Annotated in this window: 13 protein-coding genes; 1 reads left to right on the top strand and 12 read right to left on the bottom strand. The window is 63.4% G+C overall.

Annotated elements, in window-relative coordinates; genetic code table 11:
• Positions 1-31 precede the first annotated feature (31 nt).
• The 12 genes from RHM62_RS06200 to RHM62_RS06145 form a co-directional block, all read right to left on the bottom strand.
• Complete coding sequence (locus tag RHM62_RS06200; protein WP_322124671.1) at positions 32-781, bottom strand: amino acid ABC transporter ATP-binding protein; 750 nt, start codon at positions 779-781, stop codon at positions 32-34.
• Complete coding sequence (locus RHM62_RS06195) at positions 781-1,563, bottom strand: amino acid ABC transporter permease (RefSeq protein WP_322124670.1); 783 nt, start codon at positions 1,561-1,563, stop codon at positions 781-783. The genes RHM62_RS06200 and RHM62_RS06195 overlap by 1 nt, the downstream gene beginning before the upstream one ends.
• Before the next feature lie 85 nt (positions 1,564-1,648).
• Complete coding sequence (locus RHM62_RS06190; RefSeq protein WP_322124669.1) at positions 1,649-2,416, bottom strand: ABC transporter substrate-binding protein; 768 nt, start codon at positions 2,414-2,416, stop codon at positions 1,649-1,651.
• 100 nt (positions 2,417-2,516) lie between these two features.
• Positions 2,517-3,866: an N-succinylarginine dihydrolase gene (astB, locus tag RHM62_RS06185; RefSeq protein ID WP_322124668.1), complete on the bottom strand. Its 1,350-nt coding sequence runs from the start codon at positions 3,864-3,866 to the stop codon at positions 2,517-2,519.
• A 10-nt stretch (positions 3,867-3,876) separates the two neighbouring features.
• Positions 3,877-5,340 carry a succinylglutamate-semialdehyde dehydrogenase gene (astD, locus tag RHM62_RS06180; protein WP_322124667.1) on the bottom strand — a complete coding sequence of 488 codons (1,464 nt, stop codon included), beginning with the start codon at positions 5,338-5,340 and terminating at the stop codon, positions 3,877-3,879.
• A 2-nt stretch (positions 5,341-5,342) separates the two neighbouring features.
• Positions 5,343-6,395, bottom strand: a complete 1,053-nt coding sequence (gene astA, locus RHM62_RS06175; protein ID WP_322124666.1) for an arginine N-succinyltransferase — start codon at positions 6,393-6,395, stop codon at positions 5,343-5,345.
• A complete protein-coding gene (locus RHM62_RS06170; protein WP_322124665.1) occupies positions 6,392-7,420 on the bottom strand; it encodes an arginine N-succinyltransferase in 1,029 nt (342 codons plus the stop codon). The genes astA and RHM62_RS06170 overlap by 4 nt, the downstream gene beginning before the upstream one ends.
• On the bottom strand, positions 7,417-8,664 hold the full coding sequence (gene astC / locus RHM62_RS06165; RefSeq protein WP_322124664.1) for an acetylornithine/succinylornithine family transaminase: 1,248 nt from the start codon (positions 8,662-8,664) through the stop codon (positions 7,417-7,419). Before astC ends, RHM62_RS06170 begins: the two co-directional genes overlap by 4 nt.
• Before the next feature lie 110 nt (positions 8,665-8,774).
• Entirely contained in the window at positions 8,775-9,701 is a 927-nt protein-coding gene (locus RHM62_RS06160) for a GlxA family transcriptional regulator (RefSeq protein WP_322124663.1), read from the bottom strand.
• Positions 9,702-9,742: 41 nt separating this feature from the next.
• A complete protein-coding gene (locus RHM62_RS06155; protein WP_322124662.1) occupies positions 9,743-10,147 on the bottom strand; it encodes a type II toxin-antitoxin system VapC family toxin in 405 nt (134 codons plus the stop codon).
• 3 nt (positions 10,148-10,150) lie between these two features.
• Complete coding sequence (locus RHM62_RS06150; RefSeq protein WP_322124661.1) at positions 10,151-10,411, bottom strand: AbrB/MazE/SpoVT family DNA-binding domain-containing protein; 261 nt, start codon at positions 10,409-10,411, stop codon at positions 10,151-10,153.
• A 168-nt stretch (positions 10,412-10,579) separates the two neighbouring features.
• Positions 10,580-11,371 carry a DODA-type extradiol aromatic ring-opening family dioxygenase gene (locus tag RHM62_RS06145; protein ID WP_416172315.1) on the bottom strand — a complete coding sequence of 264 codons (792 nt, stop codon included), beginning with the start codon at positions 11,369-11,371 and terminating at the stop codon, positions 10,580-10,582.
• A 201-nt stretch (positions 11,372-11,572) separates the two neighbouring features.
• Between RHM62_RS06145 and RHM62_RS06140 the strand changes: the two genes are divergently transcribed.
• A complete protein-coding gene (locus RHM62_RS06140) occupies positions 11,573-12,646 on the top strand; it encodes an alpha/beta fold hydrolase (RefSeq protein ID WP_322124659.1) in 1,074 nt (357 codons plus the stop codon).
• The last annotated feature ends 25 nt before the right edge of the window (positions 12,647-12,671 follow it).

Here is a 12,671-nt window from a genome sequence, read left to right as displayed (position 1 = left end):
TTGTTGTTGGTGCGGTGCTGGCAACGGGTCTTCAGGCATCGCCGATCTTGCCGAGGAAGGCGCGGATACGGTCGTTGCCGCTGTCGCCAAAAAATTCTTCGGGTGGTGCTTCGTGCAGGATTTCGCCCTTCTCGAAAAAGATCACGCGGTCGGCCACTTCGCGGGCGAAACCCATTTCGTGCGTGACGACGATCATCGTCATGCCCGAGCGCGCCAGGTCTTTCATGACGTCGAGGACTTCCTTGATCATTTCGGGGTCGAGTGCGCTGGTGGGTTCATCGAACAGCATCACCTTCGGCTGCATCGCCAGCGAACGGGCGATCGCCACGCGCTGCTGCTGCCCGCCCGACATCTGATGCGGATACTTGTGTGCATGCTCGGCCAGGCCGACCTTGCGCAGCAATTCCAGCGCCACCACATTGGCCTGCGCGCGCGTCATGTTGCGCAGCCGGCGCGGTGCCAGCGTGACGTTGTCGAGCACGCTCAGATGCGGGAACAGATTAAAGCTCTGAAACACCATGCCGACTTCGCGCCGTACCGCGTCGATGTTCTTGAGGTTGTCATTGAGCTCGATGCCATCGATGACGATGGTGCCGCTGTCATGCGTTTCGAGCCGGTTCAGCATGCGCAAAAAGGTCGACTTGCCGGAGCCGGACGCGCCGATGATGACGGTCACTTCACCCTGATAAAAATCCGACGAGACATCGCGGATCACATGGAACTGACCGAAGTGCTTGTTGACCTTGTCGGCGCGGATCAGCGGGGTTCGGGTGGCGGTCATCAGTGACGCTCCACATCAAGCTGGCGTTCGATCGCGCCGGAAATCTGCGTCATCACGCTGGTCAGGATCAGGTAAATCGCGGCCACGGTAACGAACACCGGAATCGGCTGAAAGGTCACCGACTGGATGCGGTTGCCGATGTTCGACAACTCGACCACGCCGATCACGTAGGCCAGACTGGAATCCTTCAGTAGCGAGACGAAGTTGTTGACCAGCGGCGGCAACGCGATGCGCATGCTCTGCGGGAAAACCACGTCGCGAAAAGTCTGGAACGGACTCAGTCCGAGCGAACGCGCCGCTTCGGCCTGGCCCTTGTGCACGGCCAGGATGCCGGAGCGGATCGCCTCGGCGTTGTAGGCACCGGCATTGAATGCCAGCGCCACCACAGCCGAATAGAAATCCGACAATTGCAGACCAGGCACCAGCGCCGGCAGCGCCAGGAATACGAACAGCACCTGCACCAGCAAGGGCGTGCCGCGAATGGCCCAGATATAAAAACCGGCGGCCCAGCGCAAAGGCAGGAACGACGACAGCTTGCCGAGCGCGGCCAGCATGCCGAGCACGATGCCGATCACGCCTGCCACGAGTGTCAGGGCGACTGTTACGCGTGCGCCTTCGGCAAATTGCTGGGCAGCCGGGCCGATCGGCTCCGGCAGCAACGCCATCGGGATCGCCATCAGCCAGAGGAAGGCCAGCAAGGCCGTAATGGCCAGGGCTATCGTGACCGCACTGCGGCGCTGGCGTGACCAGCCCCGCGGCAGTAAGGTGAATGCTGCTTTCAAGGTGTTCTCCCGGGAGGGGCTGGCGCAACAGAAACAAGGCCAGCCCGACTATCGTGTCGCCGGTCACAAGCGGGTAAGCGTGAGCTTACGACTTGCAGCGGATGTCTTCTTTCATGAACTTCTCGGAGATGGTCTTGTAGGTACCATCGGCCATCACTTCGGCCAGCGCCTTGTCGACTGCGGCGGCGAGTGGCGCATTGCCCTTCTTGACAGCGGCGGCGATGCGTTCGACGAACAGGTAATCGCCGGTTTTCAGGCCCAGGCCCGGATTGCTTTCGGTCGCGGTCTTGACCACGAAACGGTCACTGACCCACGCATCGACGCGTCCTGCCACCAGTGCCGAGCGGGCATCGGTGTCTTGCGGGAAGTTCTTGACCTCTTTGACGCCGGCCAGCTTCTTGACGTTTTCCATGTAGGTCGAGCCGGTCTGCACTGCCACCGTCTTGCCGGTCAGCGTCGCGGCATCCTTGATGGCCGCATCTTTCGAGACGATCACGCCGCCGCTGCAGTAGTACGGGCTGGTGAATAACACTGCCTTCGAGCGCTCGTCGGTGACACCGAACGAGGCCATCACCATGTCCCAGCGATCCTGCCGCAAACCGGCCAGCAAGGCATCGAAGGACAGCGCCTTCCATTCAATCTTCAGGCCCATCTTCTTGACCATGGCTTCGGCCAGTTCGACTTCAAAGCCGCTCAGTTTCGAGCCCTGGAAATAATTAAATGGCGGATAAGCGCCTTCGGTGGCGACGATGAGGGTACCGGCGGATTTGATTTCATCGAGACTGCGGGCCTGTACGGCAGGGCCGAGCAGCAAACCGGTGATGACGGAAAAAGCAAACAGGAAGCGTTTCATGGGGCGAATTTCTCCATTGGGTAGATGGCGTGTTGTTGTAATGCCTGTGGTGCCTGTGGTCAGGCTACCGTTTTTGGGTGATGCCGAATCGGGTGCCGCATTATCGCTGTTTCGCCGCGTACAGGTTCGGCAAATTCAGAATTTTTGCCAATGCTTCCAGCGCGGTCATCACTTCGATCGCCAGCTGCGGATCGGCCAGATCCGCCGGTGCGAGCGCATCGCGATAATACCGTTCGACCCACGCCACCAGTTCGGAATACAAGGTCTCGGTCATGATCACGCCCTGATGCATCGCCGCTGCTTCGGCACCGGTCAGCGCCACCCGCAAGCGCAGGCAGGCCGGACCGCCGCCGTTGCGCATGCTCTGGTGCAGATCGAAACTGAGCAGCTCGGCGATCGGTCCGCCGCTAGCTACCAGTCCATCGAGGTAACGCGCCACGGCAGCATTGTCGCGGCACTCCTGCGGCACCACCAGCGCCATCCGGCCATCCGGCCGCGTCAGCAATTGACTGTTGAACAGGTAGCTGCTGATCGCATCATCGATCGCGACCTCGTTGCGCGTGACGCGGATCGGCACCAGCTGCGTGCCGGCACTGGCCATCGCAAACTGCAAGGCCGCCAGCGTGCCCGGCTCATCGAGAAACGCCTGTGCGTGATAAAACAGCACGTTGCCATTGCCGACTGCAATCACGTCGTTGTGAAACACGCCCAGATCGATCACCGCCGGATCCTGCGCGACGAACACGGTGCGCTCCGGTGCCAGGCCATGCAGACGCGCCACGGCCTGACTGGCTTCGAGAGTCTGGCGCGCCGGGAAGCGTTTCGGGGCCGGTGCATCGGGCTGGAATTCGACCCGGCCGTAGACGAACATTTCGACGCCTGCTGCGCCATGCGCGGACGCCAGCCGCGTGTGATTGGCCGCGCCTTCATCGCCAAAGGCCGGTGTCGCCGGCAAGGCATCGTGCACCGTGAAGTGCGCCGGATCGGCAAAGATCGCGCGCAGCGTGCGGGCGGTCTGCTCCTGCTCATACGAGCGGTGCAGCTTGCTGTTCAGATTGGCGACCGTGAAATGGACATGGCCGTCGGCGCTATCGGCCGACGGGCTGACGGTGGCGGCATTGGCGCTCCACATCGGCGCGGCCGAATAGGCCGAGGCGAGGATGGCCGGCGCATCGCGAAACGCCGCCGCAATCACGTCGGCATCGCTGCCGCCAAAGCCGATGCTGCGCAACAGCGCGAAGTTGGGCCGGCATTGCGGCGGCAGCACGGCCTGCGCAAAACCGCGTGCGGCCAGCGCGCGCATTTTGGCCAATCCCTGCAAGGCTGCCTGCTTCGGACTGGAGACGCTCTTGACGTTGTTGAACGACGCGACATTGCCGAAGGACAGGCCGGCGTAATTGTGCGATGGCCCGACCAGGCCATCGAAGTTGAACTCGCGTGCAGGCAGCATCGCCATCCTCTTAAAAAGTTAAGCCGGGCGACAACTGCGCCGGCAAAGCCAGCACCGTGCTCTCGATCGAGGCGACCGGATAGGCGCAATAGTCAGCTGCGTAATACGCACTGGCGCGGTGGTTGCCGGACTTACCGATGCCGCCGAACGGCGCGCTGCTGGCCGCGCCGGTGGTAGGCCGGTTCCAGTTGACGATGCCAGCGCGCGCGGTGTCGAGAAACTGCGCCCATAAGGCCGGATCATCCGACAGCAGGCCGGACGCGAGGCCGTAGCCGGTGGCATTCGAGGCCGCAATCGCTGCCGCAAAATCCGGCACCCGTAGCACTTGCAGCAGCGGTCCGAAATACTCGTCATCGGGCACGCCATCGACCCCGGTCATGTCAATGATCCCGGCCGACAGCAGGCCGGTATCGGGCACCAGCTGGCGCATGGCCAGCAAGGTCTTGCCACCGCGTCCGACCAGTTCGGACTGCGCGGCCAGCAACCGCGTCGCGATCGCCGCCGATACGACTGGCCCCATGAACGGCGGCGGATCGGCATCGGGCGAACCAGTGCGGATGGCCGCAGCCACCTCGACCAGTCGCGCGACGAACGCATCGCCGCGCTCGCCCTGCTCGACGATCAGCCGGCGCGCACAGGTGCAGCGCTGGCCGGCGCTGACGAAGGCCGAAAAAATCGCATGATGAACCGCCGCATCGAGGTCGGCCACATCCCACACGACCAGCGCATTGTTGCCGCCCATTTCGAGCGCCAGCAACTTGCCCGGCTGACCGGCGAACTGGCGGTGTAGCAGCACGCCGGTCTGGTAACTACCGGTGAACAGGATGCCGTCCAGCGTCGCGTCCTGCGCCAGCGCGGCACCGGTCTCGCGGGCGCCATTGAGCAGGTTCAGCACGCCGGCCGGCAAGCCGGCTTCGGCCCACAGACGCGTCGTCATGATCGCGGTTTGCGGTGCATATTCGCTCGGTTTGAAAACCAGCGTATTGCCGGCGATGAGGGCCGGAACAATGTGCCCGTTCGGCAAATGACCCGGAAAATTGTAGGGCCCGAAGACGCCGAAAACACCATGCGGCCGGTGCCGCAATACGGCGACACCATCGGCTACCGAGGCGGCAGTGTGGCCGGTGCGGGCCGCCTGCGACTGCACCGAGATATCGACCTTAGCCGCCATCGAGGCGACTTCGGTGCGGGCTTCCCACAAGGGCTTGCCGACTTCCTGCGCGATGGTCTGCGCCAGCACTTCGGCGTGCTCGCGCAACAGGTCGCGAAAGCGCACGGCAATCGCAATGCGTTCTGCCAGCGGCGTGGCTGACCAGCTCGTGAAGGCGGCGCGGGCGGCGTGGCAGGCGCGCTCGATCTCATTGATCCCGGCCTGCTTGCCTTGCCAGACCTGCGCGCCGCTGGCGGGATTGATGACGACCAGATCGGCACCGCTGCCGCTGATCCATTCGCCGTTGATGTAGTGACTGTGCATGCTTACTTTCTGCTCGAATTGAGGGACATCGTGCGCACTGGATCGCCCGGCTCGCAGGCCAGTAACTGACGGTCCAGCGCCGACAGCGCGATGTGTTCGTGCCGGTTCAGCGACTGCGCGGCGATGACGCGGAAGTCGTGCATCGTCGTGTTGGCGACCAGGATGGCGCGGTCGGTGTCGGGTGGCTCTGTCGCATCGACGATGGCCAGCGTGCTTTCGCGGATCGCACGCAATTCACTGATGCGCGCCTGCAGCACCGGACCGGCATCGAAGATGTCGACATAGCCTTCGTAATGCAGGCCTTCCTGTTCCAGCAGACGGCGCGCCGGCGCGGTATCGACATGCACCATGCCGATGACTTCCTGCGCCACCGCCGGCAGGTAGGCCACGTAGAGCGGATGGCGCGGCATCAGTTCGGCGATGAAGGATTTTTTGCCGAGGCTGCTGAGGTCGTCGGCGCGGTCGAAGTCCATCCGGAAAAAATGCTGGCCGAGATGATCCCAGAACGGCGAGGTGCCATCGGCGCGCTGGAAACCGCGCATCTCGGCGATCAGCCGCGCCGGGAACAGGTGCGGGAACTGGGCGATGAACAGGAAGCGGCTCTTCGACAGCAGCTTGCCGTTGCTGCCTGTGCGGTAATCCGGATGCAGGAATAGCGAACACAGTTCGGCGCTGCCGGTGAGGTCGTTGGACAGATACAGCGTGTCCATCCTTGAAAAGATATTGAGCTCGGCGCTGGAATGGACCAGCGTGCCGATCCGGTAGTTATAGAACGGCTCGTCGAGGCCGACCGCGCCCTTGATCGCGCAGACGCCGACCAACCGGCCATCGCGCGTGTCTTCCATCACGAACAGGTAATCGCGCTGTTCGGCGGCGATCTGTCCGGCGAACGAGGCGCAGGCGATCTCGACGCGCTTGCCCAGCATCGCCAGGTCAGGCTTGAGCGTGGTCATGCCGCCACCGACCTGGCTGGCCATCGTCATCAGGGCATCGAGGTCTTGCTCGCGGATGGCGCGCACCACGCAGTGGCCGGGATGCAGTAATGGCGTCGTCATAATTTCACGCAATGGACGGTGTCACCGGGGGCGACCTGCAAGCTGCGTCGCGCCTCGGCCGACAGCGCAATGCTGTCCGAGGTATCGATGGCCGGCGCGGCGCACAGCACCGCGCGGAACTGCTGCTGGTGGATATTGCTGACCAGGTAAGTCGCGGTTTCGGCGCTGCCGCCGGAACCCATCACGCGGCGCTGGCGCGAGCCGGTGAATGCACGCAATGCATGCTTGTGCGCCTGCAGGATAGGGCCGCCATCGAAGATATCGATGAACTCGTCGGCTTCGAAACCCTCGTCGGTCAGGATCTGCAGCGGCAGTTCGCCCTCAACATGCACCTGGCCCATCGCGGCTTGCGCATCGCCCGGCAGCAGCGGCACGTAGACCGGATAGTGCGGCATCAGTTCGATGATCAGGCTGCGGTTGCGGCCACCGTCGATCAGGCGTTCGGCCTCCAGAAAATCGATCTGGAAAAACTTGCGGCCCAGCGCTTCCCAGAACGGCGAATGGCCGGCCTGGTCGGTGACGCCGGCCAGCGAGGCAAAAAAGCGGTCGCCGAAGCGATGCGGTGCGACCGCCGCAAACATCAGCCGTGCGCGTGACAGCAGCGCGGCGCTAGCCGGATCGGCATTGGCGACATAAAAACTGGAGAGTTGCGAATGTCCGGTCAGGCCCGAACACAAGGTCAGTGCATGCACGCTGTGGCTGATGTTGAGGTCGCGCGAGACCTGCTGCATCACGTCGTTGCGAAACGCAAAGAAGGTGCCATTGGTGCCGGCCGTCGCGGCCAGTGCAGCCGTGCCGAGCAGCGCGCCGCTGCGGCTGTCTTCGAGCACAAAGGTGTAGGACTCGTCGGCCGGCATGTCAACATCGGCAGCGAAAGAGGCAATCGAGCGCTCGACCGACCGCTCGATCGCAGCGCGGGTTTTGGGCAGTGTATGCACGCCGGCGGTGGCACCGGCGGCCAGCGTGACCAGCGCGGCGATGTCGGCTTCGGCGGCCGGTCGCACCAGCATCGCTGAGGTCGTCATGCGCCGGCCAGCTGATCGAGCGCGCGCCGCAGCAGCTGACCGGCCTGTGCGATCTGGATATCCGACACGGTCAGCGCCGGCAGAAAACGCAGTACGTCCATGCCGGCAATCAGCACCATCAGGCCTTCGGTCTCGGCGGCCTTGCTGATTTCTTTGGCGCGTCCGCGCCAGCCGTCGGCCAGCACCATACCCAGCATCAAGCCGCTGCCGCGTACGCCGGAAAACACCTGCGGATAATCGCTCGCGATGGTGTTCAATGTTTGCCGCAACAGCGCGGCGGCTTCGTTGACGCGGGATAGAAATGCCGGTGTGTTGATGGTCTCGAGCACCGCCAGCGCCACCGCACAGGCCAGCGGATTGCCGCCGTACGTGGTGCCATGTGCGCCGGGTCCGAAGTGCGCTGCGATCGCGCTGGTGGTGAGCATCGCGCCTATCGGATAGCCATTGCCGAGGGCCTTGGCGGTGGTCAGCATGTCGGGCACCACGCCGTAATTCATGTACGCATACAGCGCGCCGGTGCGACCGACGCCGCACTGGACTTCATCGAAAATAAGCAGCGCGCCGGTCTCGTCGCAGAGCGCACGCAGCGCTTGTAAATAGGCTGCGGTGGCCGGCATCACGCCGCCCTCGCCTTGCACAGGCTCGACGACGAACGCGCAGACATCATCGCCGGCAGCGGCACGGGCGGCATCGATATCGTTGAATGGAATGTGCGTGATACCGCCCGGTAGCGGCGCGAATCCTTCGGTATATTTGGGCTGGCCGCCGACGCTGACCGTGAACAAGGTACGACCGTGGAATGCATTGACGCAAGAGACGATGCGCGAACGCTGCGGGCCGGATTTTTCGTGGGCGTATTTGCGGGCCAGCTTGAAGGCGGCTTCATTGGCTTCGGCACCGGAGTTGCAAAAAAATACGCGGTCGGCAAAAGTGGCTTCGGTCAGTGCCCGCGCCAGCCGCAGTACCGGTTCGTTGGTGTAGCCATTGCCGAGATGCCAGAGCTGGCCGGCTTGCTGCACCAGCGCCGCGACGATGGCCGGATGCGCATGACCGAGGCTGGTGACCGCGATGCCGGCCGTGAAATCGAGATACTGCTTGCCGGTCTGGTCCCATACATCGAGGCCGAGCCCGCGCACCGGCACCATCGTGGTCGGGGCGTAAGTCGGCACCATCACGGCATCGAAAGTCTGGCGGGTCACCGGTGCAACGGTGGTCTCATGCAGCGTGCGTGGCAAATCGTTCATGCGCAACTCCGTCAAGTAGTTGGGTCCAGTATAGGCACTGGAGCGGGCGGGGTCTTTTCAAAATGGGACGCGGTTTTTCACAAAATCACCGGAGTGCATCCGGTGCAACATCACCCCCGCCGCTGCCGCTGCTCGCGCGGCGTGATGCCGAACAGCGTTCCATACGCGGTCGAAAAATGCGAGCCCGACGAAAACCCGCACAACAGCCCGACCTGCACGATCGACTGGTTCGATTCCAGCAGCAGCCGGCGGGCCTGCTGCAGCCGCAAATCGAGGTAATAGCGCGATGGCATGCTAGCCAGATGCTGCTTGAACAGGCGGTCGAGCTGGCGACGCGACAGGCCGACCAGGCTGGCGATGTCGTCGGCACCAAGCGGCTCTTCGAGGTTGGCTTCCATCAGCGCGACGGCTTCGGACAGTTTGGGTTGCAGCATGCCGAAGCGTGCCTGCAGCGCCTGCCGCTGACGCTCGGCCGGCGCGCGCACGCGCTCGATACAGAGGGCTTCGCGTAATTGCGCGGCCAGTGCCGCACCCCAGATGTGCTCGATCAGCGTCAGTGCGAAATCAATGCTGGCCGCGCCACCGCAGCAGGTCAGCACCGGGCCATCGCATTCGTACAGATGCGGGGTCAGGATCGCGCGTTCGGCATCGTCGTCGTCGCCGAGCAGTGCCGGATACAGCGCCCAGGGCAGCGCGGCACGCACGCCATCGAGCGCCCCGGCACGCACCAGCCACAGCACGGCCGTGCCGACCGCACCCCAGCAAGCCGACTGGCGACACGTCGCGATCAGTTCGCGCAGGTTGGCCGGCGCCACCGGCACGTCATCGGCCACCAGCAAGCTCAGGTCGGCGGCTGCACTGACGCTGTCGGGACCGGTGATGGTGAGTTGCAAGCGAGCGGCACCGAGCAGCTGTCCGGCCAGACGCAATGGCTGCACCAGCCCGGCCAGCGTGATGCTGTGCGGGTCGCCGATGGTGATCAGCTGGATGCGTATTGGTGATTGCAGGGACAGCGGGGCTAGGCGGGAGAGGGGCATGGCGAGCTAGCCGGCAGCCGGGATCACAGTGACACGATCGATCACGGTTCGGCCGCCCAGTTTTCCAGAACGAGGCCGGGGTAACCGGCGAAATCAGCTTCGTTATTGGTTACCAGCGTGAGCCCGACACTGATGGCGTGCGCGGCAATCAGCCGGTCCATGCAGTCGCGGCTGCGGTCACGCACGGCGGCACGCAGGATGCCGAACTGCCCGGCATCACGCTCCGAAAACGGCAGCACCGGAATACGACTGATCAACAACGCCAGCACCTGCTCATTGTGGGTCCGACTGGGTGACTGCATTTCCAGTCCGGCACGCAATTCGGCATAGGTCAGTACCGACATGACTGCACTACCTTGCGCCAGGCGCGACAGTCGCTGCAGCACCCGTGGCGGATGATTCTTGATCAGGTAAATACAAATATTTGTATCGAGCATGTAGCGCATGCGTCACCCCGGCTCGTCGACCGCGGTATCCGGCCATGCACGGTCCCGCTCGGCATGGAATTCGCGCCCGTCGGCCATGAAATCCGGACTGAACATCGCAAAAATATCGCCGATATCGGCCAGCGTGTCTTGTGTAACCAGCCGCAACACCAGCGTGTTGCCGACACGTTCGACGTCAATGTCCTGCGCCACATCCACAAAGCCCAATTCCTTTGGAATGCGCACCGCCAGCGAATTACCGCTCTTGAAAACCCGGGTCAACATGGGAAATCTCCTTTTAACGTATGTATATACAACATACACAGCTATGCTTCGCGAAACAAGCCCGATCAGCTTCGTGCCATGCCTGGGAGTCGACCAGGCGTTTTATTGCTGCCGTATCAGCAAGCTGCCCGTCTGCTTCGTCGGCATTGATGATCAGTGCGCTCCGCTTCAGCCAAAGCGAAAAGCCGACAGCGTAGTCTCAAGCACCCGATCCGAAAACACCTTCCGGCCCGCATCGCCCTGCGCAGCACCGGCCACGACCATCAGCGGCAGCAGGTGTTCTTCGGCGCGCGGCGGATGCGATTGGCGCGCCGATGGGGCGTGGGCCCAACCGGTCAGCGCTTGCCAGCGCGTGTCGGGTGCGGCTTCGACTGCCGCTGTCAGCCAGTGATCGAACTCGTCCGAGACCGGTCCGAAGCGCGGATCGCCGTAGCCACGCATGTTATGAAAACTCATGCCGCTGCCGACGATGAGGACGCCTTCGTCACGCAACGCCGCCAATGCCTGTCCGGCCTGCAGATGGGCGAGCGGATCGAGGTCGCTGCGCAGCGACAGTTGCACGACCGGGATGTCGGCGTCGGGAAACACCAGCTTGAGCGGAATGAACACGCCATGGTCGAAGCCACGAAGCGGATCGACCTGTGCCGGCAACTGCACCTGCGCCAGCAGTGTGGCGATGCGCTGCGCCAGTGCCGGCTCGCCCGGTGCCGGATAGGTCAGCGTGTACGTGTCCGGCGGAAAGCCGGAATAGTCGTAAATCAGCGACGGCCGCGCCGCGCCGGTGACACTGAACGCCGGCGCCAGCCAGTGCGCCGAGACCAGCACGATGGCGCCCGGACGCTGCGGCAGCGAGCTCGACAGGCCCTTCAGGAAATCCGCCATGCGGGTCCAGGCATCGGCCGGATTCCAGTCCATGAAAAAGCACGGACCAGCACCATGCGGGATGAAGATGGCCGGCATGCGCAGTGAATCGGTGGCCACGGTGGTCTCCTCGGGTTGACTATTGACGACGCACAGTATCACTGCAACTACGCAGGCGATCGGAAACCGGATTGAAGTCGACGCCGGCAGCAGCATGCTGCGCCGCAACTTATTACTTTCTAGACATAGTACGGGCCAACCAGTACGCTGGCCCCTCGCTCCATTTTGAAAGCCTCCGGCATGACATCTTCCCTGACCCCTGCCCGCATCCTGCTAGGTGCAGTCCTTGCGCTGGCAACACTGCCACTGCTGGCCGCCGACTTTCCGGCACCGGCCGAAGGCAACTGGACCTTGCGCGACTTCCGTTTCCGTTCCGGCGTGGTGCTGCCCGAACTCAAGCTGCACTACCGGACCATCGGTGCGCCCACCGGTATCCCGGTCCTGCTGCTGCATGGCACCACACAATCCGGGGCCAGCCTGCTCGCACCGCAGTTCGGTGGCGAGCTGTTCGGCCCCGGCCAGCCGCTCGATGCGAGCCGCTATTACGTGATCCTGCCGGACGCGATCGGCCACGGAAAATCGAGCAAACCCTCCGATGGCCTGCGCGCCGGCTTCCCGCGCTACAGTACCGAAGACATGGTCGATGCACAGCACCGGCTGGTGACCGAGCACCTCGGCGTCGCGCATCTGCGGATGGTGCTGGGTTATTCGATGGGCGGCATGGAGACCTGGATTTATGCGCAGAAGTATCCGGCGATGATGGATATCGCGGTGCCGATGGCGTCGCTGCCGACGGCGATGGCGGGACGCAACTGGATGCTGCGCCGGCTGATCATCGACACGATCCGCACGGACCCGGCCTGGATGAACGGCAATTACACGACCCAGCCGCGCAGTGCGCAATTGGCCTCGGTATTTTTCGGATTGGCCACCAATGGCGGCAGCCAGGCGCTGCAGAAAGCCGCACCGACGCGTGCCAAAGCCGATGCGCTGCTCGATGCACGACTGGGTGCACCCTTTCCGGCCGATGCCAACGACGTGCTGTATCAATGGGAATCCTCGGCCGACTACGATCCGTCGGCCGGACTCGAACGCATCACCGCATCGCTGCTGGCGATCAACTCGGCCGATGACGAACGCAATCCGCCTGAGCTGGGCATCATGGAGAGCGCCCTGCCGCGCATCAAAAACGCCCGGATGCTGCTCATTCCCGGCAGCGACCTGACGGCCGGGCATGGCACGGCGTTTCAGGCCAGGCTGTGGAAGACTTCGCTAGCGACGTTGCTGGAACAAACGCCGCAACCGATGAAATAATCCTGAATATTCTGAAAGGAACACC

The sequence above is a fragment of the Actimicrobium sp. CCC2.4 genome (genome assembly GCF_034347385.1).
GTDB lineage: Bacteria > Pseudomonadota > Gammaproteobacteria > Burkholderiales > Burkholderiaceae_D > Actimicrobium.
This window is presented reverse-complemented; position numbering and strand designations above follow the sequence as displayed.

Excerpts from the sequence above, each read along its gene's own strand:
- RHM62_RS06200 (WP_322124671.1), bottom strand. The coding sequence starts at position 781 with ATGACCGCCACCCGAACCCCGCTGATCCGCGCCGACAAGGTCAACAAG.
- RHM62_RS06190 (WP_322124669.1), bottom strand. The coding sequence starts at position 2,416 with ATGAAACGCTTCCTGTTTGCTTTTTCCGTCATCACCGGTTTGCTGCTC.
- astB (WP_322124668.1), bottom strand. The coding sequence starts at position 3,866 with ATGCTGCCTGCACGCGAGTTCAACTTCGATGGCCTGGTCGGGCCATCG.
- astD (WP_322124667.1), bottom strand. The coding sequence starts at position 5,340 with ATGCACAGTCACTACATCAACGGCGAATGGATCAGCGGCAGCGGTGCC.
- astA (WP_322124666.1), bottom strand. The coding sequence starts at position 6,395 with ATGACGACGCCATTACTGCATCCCGGCCACTGCGTGGTGCGCGCCATC.
- RHM62_RS06170 (WP_322124665.1), bottom strand. The coding sequence starts at position 7,420 with ATGACGACCTCAGCGATGCTGGTGCGACCGGCCGCCGAAGCCGACATC.
- astC (WP_322124664.1), bottom strand. The coding sequence starts at position 8,664 with ATGAACGATTTGCCACGCACGCTGCATGAGACCACCGTTGCACCGGTG.
- RHM62_RS06160 (WP_322124663.1), bottom strand. The coding sequence starts at position 9,701 with ATGCCCCTCTCCCGCCTAGCCCCGCTGTCCCTGCAATCACCAATACGC.
- RHM62_RS06155 (WP_322124662.1), bottom strand. The coding sequence starts at position 10,147 with ATGCGCTACATGCTCGATACAAATATTTGTATTTACCTGATCAAGAAT.
- RHM62_RS06150 (WP_322124661.1), bottom strand. The coding sequence starts at position 10,411 with ATGTTGACCCGGGTTTTCAAGAGCGGTAATTCGCTGGCGGTGCGCATT.
- RHM62_RS06145 (WP_416172315.1), bottom strand. The coding sequence starts at position 11,371 with ATGCCGGCCATCTTCATCCCGCATGGTGCTGGTCCGTGCTTTTTCATG.
- RHM62_RS06140 (WP_322124659.1), top strand. The coding sequence starts at position 11,573 with ATGACATCTTCCCTGACCCCTGCCCGCATCCTGCTAGGTGCAGTCCTT.